Origin of the sequence: Candidatus Nitrososphaera gargensis Ga9.2 (genome assembly GCF_000303155.1) — an archaeon.
Taxonomy (GTDB): domain Archaea; phylum Thermoproteota; class Nitrososphaeria; order Nitrososphaerales; family Nitrososphaeraceae; genus Nitrososphaera; species Nitrososphaera gargensis.
Genome location: NC_018719.1, coordinates 2,273,829 through 2,297,905, shown reverse-complemented (window position 1 = coordinate 2,297,905; position 24,077 = coordinate 2,273,829). Strand labels below are relative to the sequence as shown.

General features: G+C 46.6%; 24 protein-coding genes and 1 tRNA gene. 15 read left to right on the top strand and 10 right to left on the bottom strand.

Going from position 1 to position 24,077, the window contains the following annotated elements:
- Positions 1 to 116: 116 nt before the first annotated feature.
- Together NGAR_RS13790 and vapB are read right to left on the bottom strand one after the other, a co-directional pair.
- Positions 117 to 530: a type II toxin-antitoxin system VapC family toxin gene (locus NGAR_RS13790; RefSeq protein ID WP_228369367.1), complete on the bottom strand. Its 414-nt coding sequence runs from the start codon at positions 528 to 530 to the stop codon at positions 117 to 119.
- A gap of 14 nt (positions 531 to 544) precedes the next feature.
- Positions 545 to 775, bottom strand: a complete 231-nt coding sequence (gene vapB, locus NGAR_RS13785) for a type II toxin-antitoxin system VapB family antitoxin (protein ID WP_015020391.1) — start codon at positions 773 to 775, stop codon at positions 545 to 547.
- A 240-nt stretch (positions 776 to 1,015) separates the two neighbouring features.
- Between vapB and NGAR_RS13780 the strand changes: the two genes are divergently transcribed.
- Positions 1,016 to 1,765 (top strand): asparagine synthase C-terminal domain-containing protein, encoded by a 750-nt coding sequence (locus tag NGAR_RS13780; RefSeq protein ID WP_228369191.1) that lies wholly within the window; start codon positions 1,016 to 1,018, stop codon positions 1,763 to 1,765.
- Positions 1,766 to 1,852: 87 nt separating this feature from the next.
- The gene (locus tag NGAR_RS13775) at positions 1,853 to 2,245 is read left to right on the top strand and encodes a hypothetical protein (RefSeq protein ID WP_148681496.1); all 393 of its coding nucleotides are present in this window, start codon (positions 1,853 to 1,855) and stop codon (positions 2,243 to 2,245) included.
- A 181-nt stretch (positions 2,246 to 2,426) separates the two neighbouring features.
- Here NGAR_RS13775 and NGAR_RS13770 read toward each other — a convergent pair whose 3' ends face one another.
- Genes NGAR_RS13770 through NGAR_RS13760 form a run of 3 tightly spaced genes read right to left on the bottom strand, consistent with a single transcriptional unit; the run spans position 2,427 to position 6,229 of the window.
- Positions 2,427 to 3,986, bottom strand: coding sequence for a type II secretion system F family protein (locus NGAR_RS13770; protein ID WP_015020388.1), 1,560 nt, complete (start codon positions 3,984 to 3,986; stop codon positions 2,427 to 2,429).
- Positions 3,986 to 5,653 (bottom strand): type II/IV secretion system ATPase subunit, encoded by a 1,668-nt coding sequence (locus tag NGAR_RS13765; RefSeq protein WP_015020387.1) that lies wholly within the window; start codon positions 5,651 to 5,653, stop codon positions 3,986 to 3,988. Before NGAR_RS13765 ends, NGAR_RS13770 begins: the two co-directional genes overlap by 1 nt.
- A 36-nt stretch (positions 5,654 to 5,689) precedes the next feature.
- Positions 5,690 to 6,229: a hypothetical protein gene (locus NGAR_RS13760; RefSeq protein WP_015020386.1), complete on the bottom strand. Its 540-nt coding sequence runs from the start codon at positions 6,227 to 6,229 to the stop codon at positions 5,690 to 5,692.
- A 138-nt stretch (positions 6,230 to 6,367) separates the two neighbouring features.
- Here NGAR_RS13760 and NGAR_RS13755 point away from each other — a divergent pair, with 138 nt between their 5' ends.
- Positions 6,368 to 6,877 carry a hypothetical protein gene (locus NGAR_RS13755; protein ID WP_015020385.1) on the top strand — a complete coding sequence of 170 codons (510 nt, stop codon included), beginning with the start codon at positions 6,368 to 6,370 and terminating at the stop codon, positions 6,875 to 6,877.
- 2 nt (positions 6,878 to 6,879) lie between these two features.
- Entirely contained in the window at positions 6,880 to 7,551 is a 672-nt protein-coding gene (locus tag NGAR_RS13750; protein ID WP_015020384.1) for a hypothetical protein, read from the top strand.
- Between the two features lie 272 nt (positions 7,552 to 7,823).
- Here the strand turns inward: NGAR_RS13750 and NGAR_RS13745 are convergent, their stop codons facing one another.
- Positions 7,824 to 8,030, bottom strand: coding sequence for a hypothetical protein (locus NGAR_RS13745; RefSeq protein ID WP_015020383.1), 207 nt, complete (start codon positions 8,028 to 8,030; stop codon positions 7,824 to 7,826).
- Positions 8,031 to 8,192: 162 nt separating this feature from the next.
- Positions 8,193 to 8,840, bottom strand: a complete 648-nt coding sequence (locus NGAR_RS13740; protein WP_015020382.1) for a hypothetical protein — start codon at positions 8,838 to 8,840, stop codon at positions 8,193 to 8,195.
- Positions 8,841 to 8,943: 103 nt separating this feature from the next.
- On the opposite strand from NGAR_RS13740, the gene NGAR_RS13735 reads away from it, so the two are divergent.
- The 4 genes from NGAR_RS13735 (at position 8,944) to NGAR_RS13720 (ending at position 13,591) form a co-directional block, all read left to right on the top strand.
- Positions 8,944 to 10,011, top strand: coding sequence for an AAA family ATPase (locus tag NGAR_RS13735; protein ID WP_015020381.1), 1,068 nt, complete (start codon positions 8,944 to 8,946; stop codon positions 10,009 to 10,011).
- Positions 10,011 to 11,765, top strand: coding sequence for a vWA domain-containing protein (locus NGAR_RS13730; protein ID WP_015020380.1), 1,755 nt, complete (start codon positions 10,011 to 10,013; stop codon positions 11,763 to 11,765). The genes NGAR_RS13735 and NGAR_RS13730 overlap by 1 nt, the downstream gene beginning before the upstream one ends.
- 212 nt (positions 11,766 to 11,977) lie before the next feature.
- The gene (locus tag NGAR_RS13725) at positions 11,978 to 12,799 is read left to right on the top strand and encodes a TrmB family transcriptional regulator (RefSeq protein ID WP_015020379.1); all 822 of its coding nucleotides are present in this window, start codon (positions 11,978 to 11,980) and stop codon (positions 12,797 to 12,799) included.
- A 21-nt stretch (positions 12,800 to 12,820) separates the two neighbouring features.
- Positions 12,821 to 13,591 (top strand): hypothetical protein, encoded by a 771-nt coding sequence (locus NGAR_RS13720; protein WP_148681494.1) that lies wholly within the window; start codon positions 12,821 to 12,823, stop codon positions 13,589 to 13,591.
- Between the two features lie 114 nt (positions 13,592 to 13,705).
- Here NGAR_RS13720 and NGAR_RS17860 read toward each other — a convergent pair whose 3' ends face one another.
- Positions 13,706 to 13,882 carry a hypothetical protein gene (locus tag NGAR_RS17860; RefSeq protein WP_187147526.1) on the bottom strand — a complete coding sequence of 59 codons (177 nt, stop codon included), beginning with the start codon at positions 13,880 to 13,882 and terminating at the stop codon, positions 13,706 to 13,708.
- A 490-nt stretch (positions 13,883 to 14,372) separates the two neighbouring features.
- On the opposite strand from NGAR_RS17860, the gene NGAR_RS13715 reads away from it, so the two are divergent.
- The gene (locus NGAR_RS13715; RefSeq protein WP_015020376.1) at positions 14,373 to 14,750 is read left to right on the top strand and encodes a hypothetical protein; all 378 of its coding nucleotides are present in this window, start codon (positions 14,373 to 14,375) and stop codon (positions 14,748 to 14,750) included.
- 29 nt (positions 14,751 to 14,779) lie between these two features.
- Here the strand turns inward: NGAR_RS13715 and NGAR_RS17855 are convergent, their stop codons facing one another.
- Positions 14,780 to 14,935 (bottom strand): hypothetical protein, encoded by a 156-nt coding sequence (locus NGAR_RS17855; RefSeq protein WP_015020375.1) that lies wholly within the window; start codon positions 14,933 to 14,935, stop codon positions 14,780 to 14,782.
- 334 nt (positions 14,936 to 15,269) lie between these two features.
- Here NGAR_RS17855 and NGAR_RS13710 point away from each other — a divergent pair.
- The 6 genes from NGAR_RS13710 (at position 15,270) to NGAR_RS13690 (ending at position 20,635) form a co-directional block, all read left to right on the top strand.
- Positions 15,270 to 15,353: transfer RNA gene (locus tag NGAR_RS13710), tRNA-Ser, on the top strand.
- A 124-nt stretch (positions 15,354 to 15,477) separates the two neighbouring features.
- Positions 15,478 to 16,842: a tyrosine-type recombinase/integrase gene (locus NGAR_RS13705; protein WP_015020374.1), complete on the top strand. Its 1,365-nt coding sequence runs from the start codon at positions 15,478 to 15,480 to the stop codon at positions 16,840 to 16,842.
- Positions 16,843 to 16,951: 109 nt separating this feature from the next.
- Positions 16,952 to 17,944, top strand: coding sequence for a hypothetical protein (locus NGAR_RS13700; RefSeq protein WP_015020373.1), 993 nt, complete (start codon positions 16,952 to 16,954; stop codon positions 17,942 to 17,944).
- Between the two features lie 148 nt (positions 17,945 to 18,092).
- On the top strand, positions 18,093 to 18,230 hold the full coding sequence (locus NGAR_RS17850) for a hypothetical protein (RefSeq protein WP_187147525.1): 138 nt from the start codon (positions 18,093 to 18,095) through the stop codon (positions 18,228 to 18,230).
- A 156-nt stretch (positions 18,231 to 18,386) separates the two neighbouring features.
- Positions 18,387 to 19,970: a helix-turn-helix domain-containing protein gene (locus NGAR_RS13695; protein WP_015020371.1), complete on the top strand. Its 1,584-nt coding sequence runs from the start codon at positions 18,387 to 18,389 to the stop codon at positions 19,968 to 19,970.
- A gap of 56 nt (positions 19,971 to 20,026) precedes the next feature.
- Entirely contained in the window at positions 20,027 to 20,635 is a 609-nt protein-coding gene (locus NGAR_RS13690; protein ID WP_015020370.1) for a DUF4349 domain-containing protein, read from the top strand.
- A 337-nt stretch (positions 20,636 to 20,972) separates the two neighbouring features.
- On the opposite strand, the gene NGAR_RS13685 is transcribed toward NGAR_RS13690, so the two are convergent.
- Entirely contained in the window at positions 20,973 to 24,077 is a 3,105-nt protein-coding gene (locus tag NGAR_RS13685; RefSeq protein WP_015020368.1) for a type I restriction endonuclease subunit R, read from the bottom strand.

Below are 24,077 nucleotides of genomic sequence, written 5' to 3'. Positions count from 1 at the left end.
CAGTAGATGTCATTGATTGGCAGCGACTTTTTCCTTCTATGCTCTCAAATTCTTCTGTGTTTTCGCTCCTGCGCAGCCTACCGCTCTTGAAGATATAGTAATCGCGCAGGTAGGCATCATTGCTCCTGACAATCTTTCAGATGCATGGCATTTGAATTCCCTCTTGCTTTGGAAATGAGTTTAACATCTGCTGACAGCAATGTCATATGTCTGTCTATGGATAGCTGAATATACAGCGCGTCATAGTAGGAAATAGAGAGATCCCTTGCCAACTTCATTGCTTTTGACGCCATCGCAGGATCCAATCTTGTAAATTCAATATCCATTTCCATCAGGTCATTCATTGCCTGCATGCAGTCAGCGGTGCTCAAAGCCTTGTTTTTCCAGATGGAATTTCCCACTTCGTACAGGAGGTGTTCCGGTGCGCAAAGATGTATTCTGCCGTTGATGAAGGACTGCAGGACCAGCAGGGCCTTATCAGTAAGGGCTTCGTTGTTGTACCACTTTGCAATCACGCTTGCATCTATCACTATCTTATTGCCTGTCAAGCGTCCCGGTCCTCTCGGATAGACTTGACAGAGTCAAACTCGCCGTACCTTGTCTTGCTCCTTATGGCGTCCATAGACCTTGCCGCCTTTTTTCGCTTTGTCTCTTTTATCTTACTCTCAATGGCAGCCCTGATATAATCGGGCCAGTCAACAACGTCGTCTATATCTTTCATCTGTTCTTTTACCTCCTTGGGTATCCTTATGCTGAGGTTGCTTGTATTGCTCATGTGTATGTAATACGGTTAGGCACTACTTAAGTGTAATGCCTAAATGTAGTACAATATATGCGTGCTAACTCCAGCGGAGCTCCCTATATGCACAGCTTTTGCAAATGATTTCCACTCTGCTTCAGGCGGTTTGTCATAATTAATTAGTTGTCTTTCAAATGCTTGTTGGCCATCTCGCATATGCAGAGATTTGCATTTATCTGGGCACATGAGAACAAGCAAGCAGTAGTATTGGTATTGTTGTCTGACCTGAAGCAGGCCCTTTATGAGGCAGTATCGAGAAGCGTGCCCGAAGCTAAAATAGCGGTAGCTTTCTCAGGAGGAGTCGACAGCTCACTTCTTGCCAAAATATGTCAGGACCTCGCCAAGCAAGTCACGCTAGTGACCGTCGGCTTTTCCGGCTCCCATGACATTGGATTTGCAAAAGGCATTGCTTCCAAAATGGGCATAGAATGCAGGACGCTAGAGATCGATTACCGCGATTTTCAGGAAAACCTGCGACGCATCATGCAGACCATAAATTGCGGAAATACATCCCACATTGAAAACTGCATAGCATATTTCTACATCTGCAAGCTCGCAAAGCAAAACGGCCTAGACATAGTCCTCAGCGCGAATGGGTGCGACGAGCTGTTCTGCGGCTATGATGGGTATCGCAGAGCTTACAGCGGCGGGGAAGCCGCGATAATGAAGTTGATGGACGAAAAAATTGCCAACGAATTCACTCTCATGGCAGAGGTTGCGACAGTGGCCGGCCAGTTTGGCGTGGCTGTCAGGCAGCCCTTTCTGTCCAACAAGTTCATAGAATTTGCAAAGGCAATACCAGTGGGTCAAAAGATCAAGGGGCCGGACGATATGACAAGGAAGCACATCCTGCGTCAAGCAGCTCTTTCAATAGGAGTGCCTGAAGAGTCGGCGACAAAACCCAAGAAGGCGCTCCAGTACGGATCGCTGATCCACAAGTATTTCAAGAAGGCAAGAAACACTTGAGAGAATGTTATGTTGTACATGATAATTACACACTAACGCATAACAAAACCGCTCTCTCAACTAGAAGATAGAATGGGACCAGCAAAGATGTCTGATCTCCTGGATGCCATTTCAGATGATGCATCACTTGAGCTGTTCAAGCTCGTCGCCCTTACAAATGGCCCAAGCAACGTCCTACGGAGCAATATGAAGATAACCCGCAAGCAGTATTATTCGAGGCTGTTCAAGCTGGTAGAGTGCGGCCTGGTAAAAAGGAAGGACAACAAATACTTCCTTACGACACTTGGCAAGGTGATGTACGACGCGCAGGCGACAATTGAAAACGCGCTAAACAACTACTGGAAGATTAAGGCTGTTGATTCTCTTGAAATTGCTGAAGGCATTCCTGCAGAGGAGCAAAAGAAATTGATCGAGACTCTGATCCACGATCAGGGGATAAAGAGCATACTTACAAACAATACAACCACATATTCCCAATAGGCTACGGAAAGACTATCCGCAGCTCCGTTGCATATTATTAGTGGCTTTCCTCTAGTGTTGCTACTCAGTCGCTTTTGCTGCAACACAGTTGCCATTGAAAGAGCTGACAGCAACTTATCTTGAATTTGCTTCTTGCTGGCAGTCTCCTTCAAAATGACATCCTCCTTATCATGGAGGACCATTATTGTCCTGTTTGACTTGTCTGGGGAGGACTTAGGAATGCCGATGGGCTCAGGTTGAATTCCTGAGTCACCACAGTAGCGAGAAGCGATATCAGGAGCAACATTACTGCATACTTGAATCCCGTTGCGAAAGAGCCGCTTGATATCTTGCCCATGAGGAACCCTGACATCCATGACTGAGCAGCGATTCCTATTGCAAGCATCTGGGTCGAGCTAAGTTCGCCGCTATTCTGGGGCTCTACGGCCGGCGTAGCCGGAGTAGCGCCCAGTGCCAAAACGCTGCCGCTTATTTCGTTGAACGTCTGGGCTACCATGAGTGTCGTAATAGATGTTAGCGCGGTAACCATGAATGCTATGAAGAAGTAGGGCTTGAGCATGCTGGTTTTTTCTTTATCGATGTTATACGACGACTCGCTGGATTGAGCAAGTATCTCAAGCGATGTCGTGTAGCCTCCACCGCTCTCTATAGCTTCTATGAGTATCCTGAAGTGTATGAGAGCTGAAAACGACTTGACAGAGCTGGCCAAGTTTTCGTAGATCTTGCGCAGTGGAACTCCCCATTCAAGCTGGTTTGCAAATGACTTGACGACACTTTGAAATACTGAATCCCGCATTCTTTGCGATGCATAGACAATGCATTTCTCTGGCGAAAGCCCTGCCTTCCTTGACTCGGCGACATCCCTCAGGTAGCTTGGAAGGTCTGCTTCCATGCCTTTCATGTTCTTTTCCATCTTCATGGCTTTGTATGCAGGCCATGCAGATGCGGCTATCAGAAAGATCGGCAAGGCATAGGCCGGATCTATTGCCTTCTGCAAGACTCCTGTTGCTGTAAGTGCAACAAATGCAACAATGGCTGCCAGCGAAAAGTAGATGCCCTTTGTCAGAAGTTCCTTTGCTCCTACCAATGTGGTAAAGACTACCTTGTCCATTACGTAAAGTATGGCAAAGGAGATTCCTGGCAACATTACAAAGACTATAAAATATGAGAATACGGGAGACGATGGTAATGATACAGGCAGCGCAGCGCCTCCACCTGACGATGTAGACGACATGGCAACCAGCACGACATACAAGCTGAGCCCGATTACCTGCATGATCATGTAGGCGTCTACAAGTCCTCCAATCTTGGCTACCGACTGCCTTGCAACTGCGACTTCATATTCGAAGATAGACTTCATCTTGCTCTGCAAGAAACTGGCAATGTCTCCGCCATTTCTTACGGTTGAAACATACCCCATGAGCAAGTCGCGATACTGCCTAGATGCAGAAACATTGGCCCTTTTCTCCATGGCAGTGAGTGGGTCCTCGCCAAGGATGTGCACTTGGCCGATAATGTTTCTCGCCTCTCTCATGATGTATGGCAGCAGCCTGTAGCGGGCAAGCTTTGAGAAGCTGCCAAACGGGGTTATGCCGCTGGCCGCCATTATGGTAATGAGAGTTATGACATAGGGGAGCTCGCGGTCAAGCCTTTCTCCTAGCCTCTTGTCAGGCTTGGGTTTTTTAGCATTCTTCTTGTTTTTTTGATCCTTTTGCTGCAAAGACTTGAATATTGATGACATCAAGAGCTCTCCACCTTTTTCATCAAGCGCTCTGGCTCTTGGTTGAACATTCCTATTACTTTGCTGATGCTTCTATAGTCTCTGGTGCCGCGGTTAACAAGCCACGTGAGTATTGTCTTTCTTTTGCTTAACTCGTTAGCAACATCTTGCATATCAAGACCTGTGTCTTCTGCTATCTTTGGCAGCTGGTAGCTATTCTTTAGGCTGTCAAGGTACCCGTCATACTGCGGGTCCCATGAAAAGACGCTTTTTGGAGTTGACGAAGGCAGAATTTCTGTTACTTCGGTCACCCTTCTTGCCATCATTCTTGTAGCTGCTTTGCCGCTGATCTGTTCTGATTTCAGCTTGACACGCTTGATATTGATGATGCAGTTCATGAGCGGCACGTATGACTGCGGTATGTCCATAGGCTTTTGCATGAGCCTCCTTATTGCTGCAGCAGAGTCGTCAGCGTGCATTGTGGCCATGCCACCGTGACCTGTCGCCAAAGCCTGAAACAGCACATATGCCTCTTCGCCTCTGATCTCACCTACCAGAATGTAGTCTGGACGGTGACGCATGCCGGATTTCAGCAGATCGAATAGGCTGACTTCGCCTTGGCTCTCAAGTCCAAAGCTTGCCCTTGAAACAAGGCTGAACCAGTTCTCGTGTGGGATGTTGATTTCAGCGGTATCCTCTACCGAAAATATCTTGTATGACGGGTTTATCAGGCCGGTGACGGCGTTAAGTATGGTGGTCTTGCCCCCACCTGTGGAACCGATGACCATCAGCGACTTTTTGTTATCAAGCAAGAACCAGATGTAGGCCGCAATATCGATATCGAGCGTATCGGAGTTGATCAGATCGACAATCGTGATCGGGTCTTCGCGGAACTTTCTAATGGTAAAGCTGCTACCCATAGTGGTGACTTCTTTTTTGTAGAGCGCCGCAAGACGGTGGTTGCCTGGCAGCGACGCGTCAACTATCGGGTGGGCGGCGCTGATGTGCTTGCCGGCCCGGTGAACCATCTTCATTACAAAGCCATCCAGAAATTCAGAGTCACGGAAGACGATATTGGTACGCAGGCCTTCGTAGCGCCTGTGGTAGACGTATATCGGCTTGTTGGGACCACCACATGTAATGTCCTCTATGAACGGGTCGTGGAAGAGCGGGTCTATCGGGCCAAAACCGAGGATGTCTCGCTTTAGGTAGTATTTGACCTTCTCGAGCATCACCGGCTGTGCCTTGCCGCCCATGAAATGCTCTTTCAGGAGCCTTGTGACTTCCGCGGTAAAGCTTGCCTCAAGGTTATCGAGCAGACGCGGGGAATCGATCTGCTTTTCAAGAAGCTCTTTGATGCTATAATAGATCTTGATCTCTTCTTCATTGAGTTGAAGCTCGTCAACGTTATAGATGATATCAGAAAATTCGCTATTTTGTAAAATGGAAACGTAGCAGAAAGGCGGAACCAACGCGTAGCGCTGTATGTTCTTGTACCCTTCCGGAACCTTGCCAAGCGACGCATCGCTCCTAGAAATAGAATCGATGTATTTTGCTACCTTGTCCAGCTGAGCATTGAGCCCGGTTTCTTCAAAGCTGGATTCCTTAAAAGCTGTAATGAAATCGTCGTCTTCTTTCTTTTTGTTTTCGTTTGAAAGTTTTATTTTAAATGACCTTAGTGCGGTCATGGTGGATCAAAAAAGAAAAGTGGGTTGTCCACTCTTTTAGCCGGTGACCACTTGTACTTGTTGTACTGCTGTTGCCTGTCCAGCTTGTACTTGTAGCGAGTAGGTGTTACCAGCATCAATTGCCTCTATGTTTCCGGCTTCATTCAGGTATACAATTGCTGCCTCGCCTTGGTCAAGTGAGATTGAGCCACTGGTCATAGTTGTTGCAGTGCCGCCAAGGGTTACATTGTCTTCTGTGTGATCAACTGGCAGTTCTGTCTGCAATGTAGTCTGGTTAGAGTTGATAGTATGGTACCAATTTGAGGTTGGAACCGAGACTCCTCTTAGGCTTATGGAGTTGATGGTTATGGCCTTGCTACCTGTGTTCTGTACAACAAATGCTGTGGTCGCGTCGCCTGTGCTTGTGACCCAACTGTGGACGTTGGAGATCTTTATGGATTCGGACTGTGTATTGGTCTGAAACATACTTCCCCCGAAGAAAATCACGCCTGCGCCCAGTACGACTGAGGCAATCAGGATGATGAGGGTTGTAATTACGTTTCCAATACCCCTGCGCTTCTGGAATTTGAATTCCATATTGGTTTTGGTAACAGGTAGGTCTCGATAATAGAACTACGGTGTATTCTCAAGCTACAAAATTGTTCTTGAGATGTAGTACTGATTCCTTACATACAAACCATCATAGCCTCATAGATGTGCTTTTAAACATCATATATGCCAGAAACTGTGCAGCGCGAAGAGATATTAGAAGAAGGCGATTTAAAGGGCAAGAGCGCTGCACTTTTGGCCGACATTGATTCTATGATAGATCAAACGTTGCAGATTTACGAGCTGACTTCAAAGGAAGGCGAAATCATTGCATCTATCGGCTCTTCAATCTCGGTCCTGCTCAGCACCCTCAAGCTTTCGGTGGCTTTGTCACCGAATATCTTTCAGAATGACTTTCCGGCGATAAAGAGCGCGGTCCTCAACGCTAACGCCGAGATAATAATAATGCAGGCCAACGGCAACATCGTGACCAAGAAATTCAGCGATCTAGACAGTAGCCAGGCGGTCAGCGTTATCAAAGAGATCATCCCAAAGATCAACCAGAGCGCCGAGGCAAAGAAGGCCGATGTTACGGAAAAGATAGTGCTAATGAAGAAGGTGGCCAAGCAGTTCCAGAGGGTAAAGAGCATGCCAAGCGCGCCCAGCAACTCCAAGGAGGAGGATGATGAAGAATAATAATGTCCTCGCCGATAGCCACCCAGATACTGTCGTTTGAAAACTTTGGGGCACTTGAAAATCATCTGCGCTCCCTGAAGAACCGGTACAACGACCTGATAAAGAAGTATGAAGAAACGCTCGGCTTTATATTGAGAGACACCAAGCCGACAAGCGCAAAGAGTCAGAAGGTGCAAGAAAAGTGGGCGCTTGAAATGCAGCGCGCCATGGCTGCCACCACCACTGCGGCAGCGGCGGCAGCAAAAAGCGCAAAAGGAACCCCGCTCGCCAAGAAGGAAGAAAGCAAGCCCAAGCTGCTATTTGGCAATGGCAAGGACAAGGAAAAAGACAAGGAGAGGCTGGGCGATGACTCTGGTGAATGGATCCCACTCGATCCTATGTCGCTCTTTATTGGAAAAAAGAACAGGGGCCTAGCAGAGATCTACTTTGACACGATCAACATCCTCCGGGAGAATGTTTCCAAGATCAACACTGCGCTTTCAGTCTGCAGTGCGCTCAAGGCAAAGGCCGCCACGGCAGGCAGCACTTCACTTGTCGTTTCCTTTGTAAACGATATACCTACCAAGGTGATGCTCAAACCACTGCGTGACGATGGATCGAAAAAGTACACGATGGCGTTCAGCTTTGCGGTTCCAAGCATGCCACCAGCAGCCAAGTCGCATATCATACAATAGCCATCCCTAGAGTCTATGGCCGCCTTCAAGGTTGCGCAAGCTCAACCCCCAAAATTAGTTCTTTAATGGCAAAAATACAAGACAACTAATCAATGTCAACTATCGACAGCTCAACAAGCTGGTAAGATAGATAATTTTTCGCCCAGAACATTCAGGTTAACGCTTGGAATATTCCAAAAATGGAATAATTTGGAATACTGTACATTCCAACCTGAGACTCCATTCCAAGCAAGCGTGGGAGGTAGAATATACTCTATCTCTGTAGTATCATTTTATCTGTTCAATTTGCTGGCTACAGCAGCTGAACCAAATATGGCAATGCCTCCGACAATCGTGACAAACCCGATGGCTTTCCAGTTGATATCTGACAGCTGAAAGAAAGGCAAGGCAAATTTTGACAGGTCCATATTTGTAAGTAAATAGATGCCAAATGTCATCAAGAAAATCCCGCCTACTATCAGGACAATGACCTTGAACATACCCTTTCTGATATGGCAGGAAGGGATAAGAGCTGCCAAGCTCAGAACATTTGATATTTTGATTCAGAATGGAATTCCGCTCTATGGTCTGCTAGCATTACTAGCAAAGATAACCCATATGCCATTCTTGACTGGAAACACGCACATGCGCACTGCGAGTAATCACTTGGCGAAAGCAGCCTTGGCTGCATCGTCGCCGGTAGAAGGCTGCTGCAGTGGCTTTTTAACCTTAGCCATTGCCGGCTTGGGTGCTTCAACTTCGGCAGCTGTAGGCACTGGCTTGACTCCCTCAGCCGCCGGCTTTTCAGGCGCCTTAGGTTTTTCTTCTGGCTTTGGAAGCGCCTCTGCCTCCTGATGCACCTGTATTGGCTCGCTTGAAACCATTTCTGTGAGAAGAGCTATGGACTGCGGGTAGGATGATGTCGTCATGCCTGCAAGCATAAAGACAACAGGATAGAGCCTCTGGTATATTATATCGAGGATCTTGGGGATCCTAGAGTCCTTATGAGCCTCCATTATGGCTTCAAAATCTGCCGTGCTTCCCATGATGTTGCAGACGCCGCGGAATTCGTATGTGACAGAGCCCTTGACATCGTTAAGTGTAAGCAAAAACGAAACTGTAAGGCGGTTATCCTTCCTTGACTCTTCGTCAATCTTGGCATAAACCTGAAAATTGCTTGGTATCATGGTTGTTGTTATTGCTGCCACCTGCGCCTGCCTCTCTTCTTCAACCGGGTTGCGCTTTCTGGAAGCAAATATGCTGTAAAGTGTCACTTCTACTTGTGGGCCTGATGGCGGTATCGACGACAAGACATCCTAGAGTGATCACCTAGTGTGAAAAAGCGCTATGCATGTAACTTGCAGCTACACACGAAGCGATTTTTATTTTTGAGGTGGCAGATAGCCTCAAGTTATGGACTATTTAGGGAAGGATGCCCATGCAGACGGTGTCGGTAACAACAAGGTGACTACCCGGCTCAGGACGTTCAACCAGCAGTCCAAGATCACGCTCCAGATATCCCGGCTAAAGTCCTACGAGTCCCCTCTCAAAAAGAAATACGATGTCGAGAAGTATGATCTCACTTCAAACTATGTCTTTCCCGACAGCATGTCGGAGCTTATCCCAAAGCATACCCCAGAATACATCGATCACGGTCAGCGCTACGTTGAGCGCATAATGCGCGCCCTATACTACTTCAAGCAGTGTGCGCTCATTGGTCCTAGCGGAACGGGCAAGACCCATATCGTTTATGCCGTGGCAGAGATAGCCGGCCTCCCGCTCTGGGAAATAAACTGTGGTCTCCAGACCACATCTTTTGACCTCTTTGGCAGGTACATCGGGCTTGGAAAAGAAAACTGGGTTGACGGCCAGATAGTATCGTGGTGCAGACACGGCGGCATACTCTATCTGGACGAGGCCAACATGATGAAGCAGGACGTCGCCACTAGGCTCAACCCGCTCCTTGATACCAGAGGCCACATTGTGCTCAATGAAAAGGATAACGAGATCATCCCTAGGCACCCTCTCAGCTATGTGATTATCAGCATGAACCCGTTCTCCGTTGAATTCGCTGGCACAAAGCCGCTCAACGCAGCGTTCCGCAGACGGATGAGCGTGTGGATCAACTTTGACTACCTGAGCACTGGATCAAAAGTCAATGAAAGCGAAATAGATCTTATTCAGGAAAGGGGTGGAGTGACCAGAGAAATAGCTATGCAGATGGTAAAGGCAGCGGCACAGCTGCGTGCCAACTACAAGAAAGGCGACCTTCCATACGGACCCTCAGTTGGTGACCTTATCAACTGGGCCAAGCTGGTGGCAGATGGTCTTGATATCCACACAGCCGCAGAAGAGACCATTGTCTCTACGACGAGCGACGACATTGCCACACAAGAATCGGTCAGGAGGATAATCAAGCTAGCCGGCGGCCACCAGCTCCTCAGACCTAGCATCCAGAGTGCAGAGACGCTTGACGACTGATGAATTCGTTTTATTCCACGCTATATGGCAAGTTTGCCGACCTTCAGGTGGACCAGTCGTTTAGCGCCAGATTTGCCTACCCTGCCAAGGGTCTGAGACCTTCGCTGAAGATAGGCAAAGGCATTTTGGACTGCACGGTAAGGATACCCCAAATACGTGCTGCAAAAGGCACCATTTCTTACGGCCCATTTCTCTTCAAGGACAGCGAATTTGGTCAGGCGGCGGCAATCAGGCTAGCCGTGGCATCAACTTGCCTGCTGAGCGGCAAGTCGGTCTTTTACTGGCTGTACCGTGATTACTTGGGTGAATGGCTTGCTTCAAAGGAGGACAAAATCAGGGCCGGCTATATAGTAAATGTAATCCTTGACATGCTGGCAAGACAGAGGATCCGGCAGGTCGAGGGCGAGGACTTTTACGCTGATACAATGCGGCATGCAGACCTGCTTGTGTCTGCGCTGCTACCCCGGCATCCGAAGAACTTTGGCATCCTGACACAGGCTACTCTTGCCTCCTTCCTCTTGAACATTTCAGCAGCCTATGCTCCTACTGCCATCGTAAAGACGGCAAAGAACTTTATTTCAAAACTGAACGCCTTTGCATTTGACCCATCAAGGCTAGTTGATATCATAAGAGATCGCATATCAAGCAACAATAACACTGTAGAGATCAGCAGAGCCGAATCGGGGTGGGATCATATCGCCAAGCTGGCAGACACGCTCTATGCGATCATCGACAAAATCCCGGGCAAGTGGCATAGCGTATACCTTCCATACTCAAATGTTCTGGCTGTTGGCAACCTGGAATCAATATCAATATTTGAAAGCAAAATTATAACAGAAAAAGAGTTTACTGTAATCAAGCGACGTGCCATGAACGGCAGTAGTAATAATAATCACGCCGGCGACGATACAGTATGGCAGGAGATATTTTTTGAGCTGTTAAGAGAGGAAAAGCGAAATGAAAAAACGCTGTCCCGGCTATCGCGTGCCACAAAGAACCTAAATTTCAGCACTGTTGGCTTTCCAACAAGCGACTATGTCAGCTATTACAGCCTGTATAATGAGCTGGGACCGCAGATCAGAAGGGTAATCGAACGTGTGAGCCTGATAAAGAATGCTCTTGACGAGAATGCATTTGAAGAGAGCGGAAGTATTGACCTGCAGGTTGCCATTCAGGCTGTTGCGAGTGAAACAAGAAGAAATGACATATTCATCAAGGATGAGAACCTGCTCAAGAACGAGTCATGGACCATACTGATAGATTCCAGCCTGAGCCTAAGCGGCTCAAGCAGACAGCTCAAGGCAGTGTCGATATGCCTTGGAGAAACGGCAAATCAGGTGATGGGTTCCTCCAATCCGTGGGCAATGTTTGCATTTTCAGACGAGTTTTATTGTATCAAGGATTTTACTGAGCCTTACGACAGCCAGGTGAAGGCAAGAATAGGTGGCTTGGCCCAGAATGGGCTTTCACACATTCCTGATGCCATTAGATCATGTCGTGCACTGATCGGGGAACATAGCAAAGACAGGAACTACCTCATCTTAGTCTCAGACGGAATACCATCGGGCTATCTTGGAATAGAAGCCGAGTTTACGGCTTCTGTAAAAGAGCTCGGCAAGTATGGCATTAACCTTGCGGCCATAGGAATGGGGGGTAGCGCCATCAAAAAGGCAATACGCAATGCCAGAACTATAGATACGCCGGCCGATATAGTAAAGGAGTTCATAGAGATCTACCAAAACCTATCGCTCTAGTTTTTGCCCAATACTGGCAACAGATTATGCCGCATCATGGCAACTGTTCCGTCCTGGGGGAATGACAAGTGCCTAAGATGTAAAATTTTGATAATGTGTTATAAGAATTATAACAGGTGCTATACTTTTCAACAAAACTATATGTCATTGTTTCTACATACACAAGCTACTTTATATACTGCCAATAGAATGTTCTAGCTCCCTGATCTAGAATGGCTGCAAAAATGGACGAATTCAAAGTAACGAACCCTGGTTTGGACATAGAAAATAGCCTGACGGCTGAGCTGCAAAAGCTGGACCTTACACTGAATGAAGCGAGGATACTTTTATTCCTTATGACCCATGGAAACTCGACAGCAAGCGATGTTTCCCGCCATACAGGGATCCAGCGCACTGAAACTTATAACTATATTTCAACGCTCCTTGCAAAGGGAGTCGTCTTTTCGACCTTTGACAGGCCGCAGAAATACTATGCCTTGCCGATCAACGAAGTCATAGACTGCCTTGTGCAGACAAAGCAGAACGCCCTGCAGTCGATAGCGGAGAAAAAGAAGGACTACCAGGAAATGGTCGAGGCCATACTGAGCAACACAGTTATCCCCGAATCGGACAAGAAAGAAAGCTACCAGATAGTGATGGGCGAAAACTCGATCAACGCCAAGATAAAGAGGATGCTTGCCGAAGCCAAGGAAGAGGTCACTGTTCTTGTGACAGACAGGAACCTTGTCAATATGTACCATGCCGAAATAACGGATCAGCTGATCCAGCTGACCAGCAAGGGAGTCCGGGTCAAGCTCAGGACGCCATGCAAGAATGCAAACGACTACATCAGCACAGAAGATGGCGAGAAGGCTCCGATTTCGCTAAAGACGACCGCCAAGGTTGTCCCGGTGAACTTTGTCCTCGTCGACAACAAGGACATCATACTGCTGCTTGAAAGCAACTCGTTCAAAAAGTCAGAGCTGTGCGGCTTTTACACCAACAACCTCTCTATGATCTCGGTCTTTACGTTCATCTTTGATAACCTTATATAAGCGACTGGGGTAGCTGGCCATGTGTCCGGCAACTCTATAGAGAGGTTATTGGACAAGATCGACGCGGACATCTCTGCCTTTTTGATATTTGCCGGCGTGCTGGACAACAATGCTAAGCTGCTTTCCTTTCGGAGGGGCAAAGCCAGCTTTTCCCTGCCGATAGAGAGGCATGACACGCTTGACGTCCAGCTGTCCCTGATGTTCTCGCTCATACGCCAGCTAGAGGACATCTCCGGCCCACACAAGTTCACTGTGACGCGCTTTGCAAGGCACGACATCTTTTTGTTCGGCACGGCCGATATGCATGTATTCGTGATAACCTCGCCCACTTCGGAGGGACAGGTCGCAAAGACGCTGTCAGAGCTGGTCGCCACCATGAGCGATAGCGAGCTCCCTATGGCAGCGCCCAACCTTGTAGGAGGGGGCAAGAAGGATCAGACCATGACAGCAGCCGCCACCACCACCACCATGGCATCGGTCCGCCACAATAATAATAACGACGGCGAGCTCAATGGCATCGACAGGCAGCAACACAAGCTTTCACTGGCAACCGCCGCCAAGCCCCGGCCCGAGGCAATCGCGATGCTTCAGGGCTACCTCATGGCCCTTGAAGCGGACTGCATCATACAGGATGATGCCAATGGGTATTACAAGGTAAAGGCAGGCGAGAGCGACAGGCTCACCTGGTCGGTGCTTGAGAAGGTAAGCCACACGTTCAAGGACAGGATCGAAATACATCACGTCGGCCTAGACACCGACGGCAAGGTCCTTGTCAGGATCTCGCTAAAGTAAGGGCGCGCGCATGTATATGCGCATGTATGCGTTTCAGTTCAGAAAATAATTAGTTCTTTTATATACTATTAAATGTCTGCTAGGATGACGCGGCGATGACTGATACTAGAGTTACTACTCTTCTTCTCCCTCTCCCTCCTCAATCAATATGGTCTCAAATGCTACCCTTTTCTGTGCAGCTGGACTGCAGCTAAATGCAGCTAAGTATATTATTTGGGATTCATTATCGCCCTTGGAATTTCTCCTCTCCCTCGATCGTACAACATTAAGAGTCAAGTAGTAAGGAGTCATGACTAATAGTCCTTACTCCTAGTCAAAAGATACTCTACACCAAAAGCCGTAAAGATGAGCCTTTTATTTGCAGCCAGACATAATACAACTGTAGGTAATGGCAGTCCAAACAACTTGTAAGTTCTGTTCTTATCAATGGCCATGTAAGGGAAACAAGGCTAGGGCCACCTGTCCATGTTGTAAACGGAAGAACCGGGTCAACTCCATTCTAGCTTCAGAAGGTCCCAGGCCACAAGTTCAAGTCCTACATTCTAATCAAGTTCAGCAGGAGAAAAAGGATGATGAATTGAAGAACAACCCACCGCAGGTTCCTACTAGTCCGAAATTGCCCCAAGTATCGAATGAAGTTGCTCCTGACGCTCAGTCAGAACTGTCAAAACCGGAACATCCAGTAGAAAGCCAACAACCATTGACGAATGAGCAAATTGACAAGATAATAATGAAATTGGCTGAGCGAATCAGGAAGTCGAAAGAGAAGTAGACTTGGAATATGGACTTTGAAAAAATAATTGCCCATTCTCCAAACCCGGAAGCCGCTATAAGAGCTGCTTACAAGCTGGAATTGTGCGAAGAAATGATTCGACTCACAAATGAACTAGAGCGTGATATAGCAAAGTTGAACACAAGAGAAAAGCTGGCGTTCTATGAGATGATTGGGAGCAAGGAGATGGTAGAATTCTTACAGGAAAAACTCTGGAACAAGGAGGTGGATGCACAACTTAATTTGTATATGCTGATTGAGGAAAGAAAACGCCATGGGCTAAAAGTTGACCCTGATATTGAGAAATGGCTACGTTATGATCCTCATGAACTTCTTGAGCGAAGGAAAAGAGAGCTGGGTCTGAGTGGGAATCCTATGTACCAATAAGGCTATTTGAGCGAGTTCTGCAACCTTCTCTAGCGCATTGCTTCCAGTATAGCTATTTGAGCGTCATGTGGCATTTTCTCCCATGGAAAGCCTATCTTCACCATCCCTATCAGCATTTCAACGGTTAGCCACTTGTTCTCTACCCATGGGGCAAACGTGTTCTTGAAGCGTTTTTCTCGACTCATGCCTATGACGTATCTAGTATCTCACTCCACAAAAGCTTTAAGCAGAAAATGAAGAATCCATCGACAATGCAATCAACCACCTTCCACTCTGAAATTCGGCCGGCCCTGTTGACGAGATTGACTGGTTAGTGGGTAATCTTCAAGTTTCTATGGACTATGAGAGGCAGATGCGTTCTAGAATTAGGAAGAATCTAGACATATTCCAGCGTGAAGAACTGCCACTACTGGTGGAAAGAGGCTTTACAGAGCCGAAAGGAACCGTGACAACCTGCTGTCACGCCAATGACGCTGCGGATAGTATAAATTGGCACAGCTTAAATGAGATTAGCGGGCTGCGGGGGTCGCCTAGCCTGGCAGGGCGTGGGATTGCTAATCCCATGTCCGAAAGGACACGTGGGTTCGAATCCCACTCCCCGCGCTCTACTTTTGGAGTCATCCAAAATAGTTCTCTTTAGCGCCTGTGGGTATTCACCTTCTGAACAAGAATGCAGGCCACCCGGAGCCAAGCAAACGACAGACAACGACAAAAGGAGGAACCGACTATGGCTTTAACCGAACAGCTGCCGCCCTCCCAGCTCGAAAAGACCATAGTGCTTTTGACGGCTAACCTTGAACGCTACTGCAGAAGTCTCTTTCTGAAACTTGCAAACACCAACAGCGAAAACGCCCAGATACTGGCCGATTTTATCACAGCCGAGCAGAACGAGATAAACATCAAAGACTCGACCAAGGAATGGAAGATCAAGATAATCTTCCAGCTCTCTGCGTTCCATGAACATGCCAAGTCCTTCAAGGACATGACAAAAGATGATATCTTGGCTTATCTGAACAAGCTTCGCAAGCCCGAGTCTGAGGACCCAACCCACAAGTGGATTGGCACATACAACAACCGCCAGATGCTCCTGAACAAGTTCTTCCGGTGGCTGTACAACCCTGACGAGCCAGACCACAGGCAGAGGATAACCCCGCCATGTATGAGAGGGGTCAAGAGGCTTCCACGGAAGGAAAAGTCACCCTACAAGCCCTCAGACATTTGGACAAACGAAGAGCATGCTGTCTTTTTGAAATACTGTCCAATGAAGAGGGATAGATGCTACCATGCTATAGCCTATGACACCTCTGCCAGGCCCCATGAACTACTGCGGCTAAAGATAAAAGACATCAAGTTCAAGCTGTCGCCGGATGGGATCCAGTATGCGGAGATTCTGGTTTCAGGCAAGACGAGGCCAAGGACGCTGCCACTAATATCGTCCATCCCCTACATCAAGGAATGGCTGCAGGAACATCCACTCCGAAACAATCCTGAAGCTGCGCTCTTTTTGTCACTTGGAGACTCGAACTATGGCAGGCCAATCACCAGAGATGGGCTATGGTGGCACTTTGCCAAACACTACAGGACAAAATACTTTCCAAGGTTGTTAGAAGAACCTTCAGTGCCAGCAACTGACAAAGAGCACATCAAGAGTATGATTGCCAAGCCATGGAACCTCTACATATTCAGGCACTCGGCGCTGACGCAAAAGTCGCAGATCCTGAAAGAAACCACGCTGCGAGACCACGCTGGCTGGACGATGTCAAGCAAGATGCCGCAGGTATACCTGCATTATTTTGGGACCGAATCGTCAAACTCGCTCCTTGAAGCATACGGGATAATCAAGCACTCGCAAAAGCAGATAGAGATACTAAAGTCAAAGGCATGTCCAAACTGCAACGAGCCAAACAAGCCCGACGAGAGGTTCTGTTTCAAGTGCAAGATGGTGCTGACCTACGATGCATACAAGGACACGCTTGACCAAGAACAAGCAAAGGAAGAACGCCTAAAAGTAGTCCAAGACCAGCTGCAAGCGCTATACCGCCAGTTATACAGGGAGGGCCTCATCAAGGAACAGCCTAGGGAAAGTGGATAATCTGTCCACTTTCTATACCCCCTCCCCTTCTGGTGCTTCATTCATTATATACTCCTTCTAGAAATGAAGGAACAAAGGCAAAACCTGCCTGAATGGGAAGTACAGTTGGATGAAACGTAGCAAGGAATGGAAAAGGATGATTCTGGACACAGTCATAAGGATAAGCCCAACATTAGAGAATCGGGTAGGTGCTAGGTCGTGGTGTTACATACTTGAAAATGAGGGTGTGATAACAAAGGGAGATTTTGATGATGCTGAGAAATTCATAACTGAGTGTAGAAAAAATGGTAAACTCCCCGTAGATTTCACTGCCGAATATAATGAGCGAATATTTGAAGGGGTAGAAGAGCCTGAACAGGTAACTGTTGAGGATTATTTTGTTGAGATGGTAAGAAATGTCTGGAATAACGCACACAATTGGTATAGTCCTGATTGGTGGGAAGGAGAGAAATATTATCTCCAGCTCCTAGTAGAGAAGCTTGACCTTAAGAACTTGTTCATGCCTATTTGCAAAGAGTATCATATCCCGGTCGCTAACGGCAAAGGCTGGTCCGACATAAACCAGCGATATGATTTGATCAAGCGATGCATGTGGGCAGAATCTAGGGGATTAACTCCAATAATTCTTTATGCTGGCGATTTCGACCCCTATGGCAAGCATATCTCTGACACGCTTATTGAAAATATACATCAATTAGATGGTCTTCTTGACATAAACGGTAATCGAATAAATATTAGCATGCATAGGAATCAGATAAAGCGGTTTTGCCTTAACAAGGACTTTATTGACAGACACAATTTAACTTGGATTGATAACCTCCTATCAGGGTCAGGCAAGGATATGAGCAAACCCAACAAAAATGGCAAAATCAAGCGCTTCATTCAGGAGTGGATAGATACGGTCGGTAAGCGAAAGTGTGAAGCGGAAGCTGCGATGAAGGTTCCCAAGGAAGCAAGACAGTTATTTGAGCAAAATATACAAGGTTATTTGGGGCGGAACGCTAAAGAAAGGTTCGAATCCAAGCGAGCGGAAATTGAGAAAAGATTGCTGGCATTTAAGGAGCGCAAGGGAATAGCCAACTTTCCAGACACCTTGGCATAGTTTGAAAAAAGTTATTCTAGATTAGGTTTTTGGCGATGCTAGCCGCAATTACGACAATTGCAGAACATGTGCAGCCGTGATTGGCGTAATATCCCCTCCGTAAAGGAAGAATTAGTTCTCATATTCTAGTCTCTACCCTCTGTCTACCATGACCGCCGTAAAATCAATCAAGGTCACAGAGGAGACCTACCGCAAGCTGGTTAGGCTTGGAACATTGGAAGACTCGTTTGATTCTGTAATTTCTAAACTCATCTCGAATGCTGAGGGGCGAGACGCTGATGAGTAGTATGGAAAGGAGCCAATTCCAGACAGAGATAATTCACAAATGCCTGACATCATCCTGCTCTGAATGTACGGGCTTTTACGTTTCAGATGTACTTGCAAGACGATTCATTTGCAAGTGCTGCTGTCATAGTTCACTTTCAGTGGGAATGGAAGGCAAATGACTCAATCTAGTGATGCACAAGCCAACTTTGAAGCCTATCTCCAATACCTATCCTATAATGACGACAGGCTATTGATCAATGGAGAAAGCAAGTATCCAATCCTACTACCGCAGCGTGTTAGCAAAGAATCAATTGAAAATGCGGTCTATGAATATTGCCAAAAGTACAACATTGACTATGTATCTACTGAAAATGTCAACAAATGGTCAATTGCAATGGTCAAGGAGTACCATCTGCAAAGACTTAAGCCAAAGGGTAAGGTAGAGAAGACAACAACAGCTCAAGAATCAAAAGAACAGCCAATAGTTCTGACAGATGATCTTACGAGGGAGGTTACATTCCAAGAAGTTTCAGCAATCTTGTCGACATCAATAAAGAAGGATGAAGCGGCCAAATTGATTACATTCTGCGGCATGCTGCTTGCGCAATCAAACGAAGACCAGCTCAATCTTGGCTTTCAGTCCGAATCCTCGGCAGGCAAATCATACATTCCAATAGAAGTAGCAAGCTATTTTCCCAAAGAAGAGGTGGAGATTCTGGCCTCCGCAAGCCCTACAGCGTTCTATCATGACGGCAAATGGGATAATGAGAAAAAGGTGCTATTCAGGGACCTAGAGCACAAGAACCTGATCTTCCTCGACCAGCCGCACTTTCAACTGCTGGAAAAGCTGCGGCCACTTCTAAGCAAGGACATGAAAGAGCTTTACTACAAAATAACTGACAAGAACCAAAGGCAAGGCCTCCGGACAAAAAATGTCATTATCAGAGGCTTTCCGTCTGTATTCTTTTGCACTACCAGAACAGATCCAGACGAGCAGGAAAAGACCCGCATGATACTGTTGAGCCCATCAACAGATCAAGAAAAGCTCAGAGAATCGCTAGAGCTGGTATCGCTTAAAAAGAGCAACCCAGAGGAGTATCGCAAGCGCATACAACATGATCCGCGCCGCAGCTGGCTTGTTGACCGGATAAAGGCAATCAGACAGTGGGGTATAAGGGAGGTTCTGGTTCCAAACGATGGAAAGGATGTGTATGAGAGGTTCATGAAGGAACATGCTTACCTTCTTCCGCGGCACCAGCGCGACTTTCCTAGGATATTCAGCTTCATCAAGGCCCATGCGCTCCTTAATTGCTTCAAAAGGGAGAAGGTGCTCAACGGCCATGCAGACAAGCCGGTGGCCATAATTGCAAATCAGGCAGACATTGACGCTGGCTTTGAACTCTACAAAGAAATAGAGCAATCAAACGAGCTTGGCCTATCGCCCTATATCTTCAAGATTTACAGGGAAGTGATTCAACCTCTGCTAAATCCACAGGTAGGGCTAAGTCGGAAGGAAATAAGGTCAAAGTACTATACCGTATTCCACAAGACGCTTGCAGCAAAGCTTGAAGAATCTGTTATTATGCAACTGGAAGGGGCAGGTCTAATAGAGCAGTCGCCTGACCCAGAAGATAAGCGCAAAATGCTAGTCTACCCCACTGTGTCAGGGAATATATCTTCTGATAGAAAATGTATCCCCCAAGACAGTGGGGCAACACCTTTAGAGCAATATCCAAGGGAGGTCCAGCCTGCAACTTGACGATCTGTGAGAAGCATGGCCATTGGAATTCTTATGTTGACTGCTTTCAATGTCTAATGGAGTCTAAAGGTACTGCCTTTGATATCACAAGCGATTTTATCGAAGAGCAAAGAAAAGCCGCCGATAAGATCCAAGGGACCAACATAGTAAAACCTAGTAAGTTTTCGCCCTATACAAGGGCAGAAAGGGAAAAGCGTCGAAAGGAGGTAGCTAGGCTTCATTTTGAGAAGGGGATGCCCGGCATAAGGATAGCCGAAGCAATGAAGGTTGACAAGAACACAATCTATGCTGACCTAAAAGCAATCTATCGAGAGCTGGCCCGGCCTGGGTACAGCACTGCAGAGGCGTATGACAGATTCTATGTGAGGCTTGAAATGCAGCGTGCCAGGCTTGAAGAGTATCTTTCAAAAGAAAGTGATGTCCAGACAAAATTGATGATAGAGCGCCAGCTTACAGACATAGAAAGCAGGCTGCTAAAGGCTGATGAACGAATTTACGACAACGCTAACAAGATTCGTAACGAAGTGGCAGAACACATCAACAAGTATTGCGAAGAAAACAAGCTCGATTACCGCGTTCTGAATTTACAGGAATTGCTTAAAGTGTCATCGGAGGGCTGGAACTCGTTCATGACTGTTCTGAGAAAGGAAAGGATAATCAAATAATGAAGATGGCAAATATTAGATTCGACGATCCTGAAGACCTAGGTCGCCCAAGTCGCGTATTCATTGAACTCATGATGCGACTAGAACTTCTAGATTATGCGAGGAGGTATTTTGAGAGAAAAGGCGACTCCTCGTCGCTGAAAAGAGCTGGAGAGATTCGCAAGTTCTATAAACAAACTATTTGCGATAGCGTCTACATAGTTAGATCAATTATCCCAGACGAGCTAATGCATGAACATTCAAAGCTATTCTGTAAAAGAATTCGAAAGGAACGCGACTGAAGAATTAAGGCTGTGACAGTGAACAGTTTTTTATATAATTTGGCTCAATGCACCGATCAGCCTGATACCCAGTTTTTGGCGACTAATTCAGCCTGACGCAACACTGTTTCTGTAGCCTTCTTTTCCTTGTCCGGCGGATAGCCGTATTTCCTCAAAATCTTTTTGACGTTCAGACGTATAGCAGCCTGCACGCTCTCCCTCTGCGTCCAGTCAATTGTTACGCTGTTGCGTATCATCTGCGTCAACTCTACAGCAATCTTTCTCAATGTTTCATCCCCAAGAATCTTTACTGCACTATCGTTTACTTCGAGCGCATCATAGAATGCCAGCTCGTCTTCGCTCATGTTCTGCTCCTTGGCTCTGTTCTTTTCTGCTCTGACTTTCTTTGCCAACTCGATCAACTCTTCAATTACCTGCGCTGCCTCAACGTTTCTGTTGGTGTATTTCTTTATGGTCTTGTCCAGCATTTCCATGAACGATTTTGCCTGCACAAGGTTTCTCTTGGACATGAACCTGATTTCGTCATTAAGCAGCTTTTTGAGAGCTTCAAAAGCCAAGTTCTTTTGTGGCATATCTTTTACTTCAGCAAGAAAACCATCTGACAGGATAGATAGCTCTGGCTTTTGTATGCCTGCTGCTTCAAAAATATCTATGATTCTATCCGATATCACAGCCTTTGAAAGAATCTGCTTTATTGCGCTGTCAAATTTTTCCTCCTGGCTTTCCTTTCCGGTTTCAGTTGTCTTTGCAATTGCGGATTTTATAGCCTGGAACAACCCTACTTCTTCTTTTATCTTCATTGCCCTGTCATGTGGAACTGCCAGTGAGAATGCCTTTAGAAGCGCTGTAACTTCTCTGGCGTATCTTTCCTTTTTGCCAGGCTCTTTGAGGATATGCTCCATTGCCTGAGGAATAAAGGAAATCCTTTCACTTGGTTTGAGCTCAAAGAACTTTCTGTAGTTAAAGCCGTGGAACATGTCTTTTACAACTTCGTATTTTTCAACCATCATCATTACCGCCTTTTCTTGGTCAAAGGCCGGCTTGCCCTTGCCACCACTGGCAGTATAGTCCATCAATGCTTTCTTTAATTCTGCTCCAACCCCCATGTAATCAACAATTAGTCCACCCTCTTTTCCCGGATAGACGCGGTTAACCCTTGCTATGGCCTGCATCAATGTATGGCCTTTCATTGGTTTGTCAAGATACATTGTATGAAGCGACGGCGCGTCGTAGCCGGTCAGAAACATGTCCCTTACAATGATTAGCCTCAGCTCATGTTTTGGGTCCTTGAAGTTATCTCCAATCCTCTTTCGACGGATTTTGTTTCTAATGTGCTCTTGCCATTCCTTTGGGTCTGAAGCAGAGCCAGTCATGACCACTTTGATTGCTCCCTTTTCATCATCGCTATTCTTCCATTCGGGCCGAAGCTCTACTATCTCGTTGTAAAGTTCAACACAAATTCTTCTAGACATGCAGACTATCATGCCTTTTCCTTCAAGCACAGATGTCCTCTTTTCAAAGTGGTCGACAATGTCCTTTGCAATCCTCTTTATCCTCATTGGTGCGCCTGCTACCTTTTCGACCCTTGCCCATTTGCTCTTCAGTTTTTCCTTGCCTTCGACTTCTTCGCCTTCTGTCACTTCTTCAAACTCGCTGTCTATCTTCGGCCTTTCCTCAGGCTTGAGCTCTAGTTTGGCAAGTCTGCTTTCATAGTATATTCTTACAGTGGCTCCATCATTTACAGCCTGTTCTATATCATAAGTGTCAACATACTTGCCAAAGACAGCCGGAGTCGATCTGTCTGCCTTTTCTATAGGTGTTCCTGTAAAGCCTATGAACGAAGCATTGGGCAAGGCGTCCCTGAGGTATTTTGCATAGCCATAAGTTATCAGAGTCTTGTCATCCTTGTTCAGTATTTTTGCAGCAAAGCCATACTGGCTTCTGTGTGCTTCGTCGGCAATAACAACAATGTTATCTCTTTCTGACAATACGGGATACTTCTCTCTGTTGTCTTCCTCTGGCAAGAATTTCTGTATGGTGGTAAAGACAATGCCGCCCGATGAAACCTTGAGCAAGTCTTGCAACTCTTTTCTTGAGTTGGCCTGCTGCGGCTCCTGTCGTATGATGTCCTGGCATCTGCTAAAAGTGCCAAAAAGCTGATCATCTAGGTCATTTCTGTCTGTTAGAACAACAACCGTAGGATTGTCAAGCTCCCTTACCAGCTTGCCAGTATAAAAGACCATGGTTAGCGACTTTCCAGAGCCTTGGGTATGCCAGACAATGCCTGCTTTTTTATTCCCTTTCCTAGCCTTGATCGTAGATTCTAAGGCCTTGTTTACAGCCCAGTACTGATGGTATGCCGCCAGCTTTTTGCTAACGCTCTTGTCTTTTTCAAAGACGATAAAGTTTCTAACTATGTCTAGGAACCTTTGCTTGTTGCACATGCCTCTGATAAGGACTTCGATTTCAGTCAATCCTTTTCTTGGCGCTCCGCCGTCAATGGTCTTCCATTGAGCGAATCTTTCGCGTTCAGATGTTAAAGTTCCAGCCCTTGCTTCAATACCGTCGCTTATGACTAGAATTTCATTATACTTGAATAGCGAAGGAAGTTGTTCCTTGTATGTCTGAAGTTGATCGTAGGCTGTCCATATAGTGGCATTTTCGTCAGCCAAGTTCTTTAGTTCAATAACCAGCAACGGTATTCCGTTGACAAAGAGTATGACATCCGGTCTACGCTCGATATTGTTTTCGACGACTGTGAACTGGTTGACTGCCAAAAACTCGTTGTTCTCTGGATCCTCAAAATCAAAGAGCCATATCTTTTTGTAGGTTTCTCCCTCTAGTGTCTGCACTGGAATATCTATTCCATCGACTAGCATTTTGTGAAAACTCTCATTGTTTGCTATCAGCTTTTGGCTTTCGCTTCTTAGGACTTGCTTGATTGCTTGGTCTAATGCATCAATTGGAGCCGATGGGTTGATTTTCCTTAGGGAGTCAGTGAGCCTATCGACAAGGACAACATCCTTGTAATCAGCCCTTAGTGCTGACGAGCCACCGGGAAGACAATCTTCATTGTCGCCTCTGATAATTTTGTAGCCCATACTTTCTAAAATGGCCAAGACGTTTTCCTCAACGTCTGCTTCGCTTATCGCTTTTGGCAT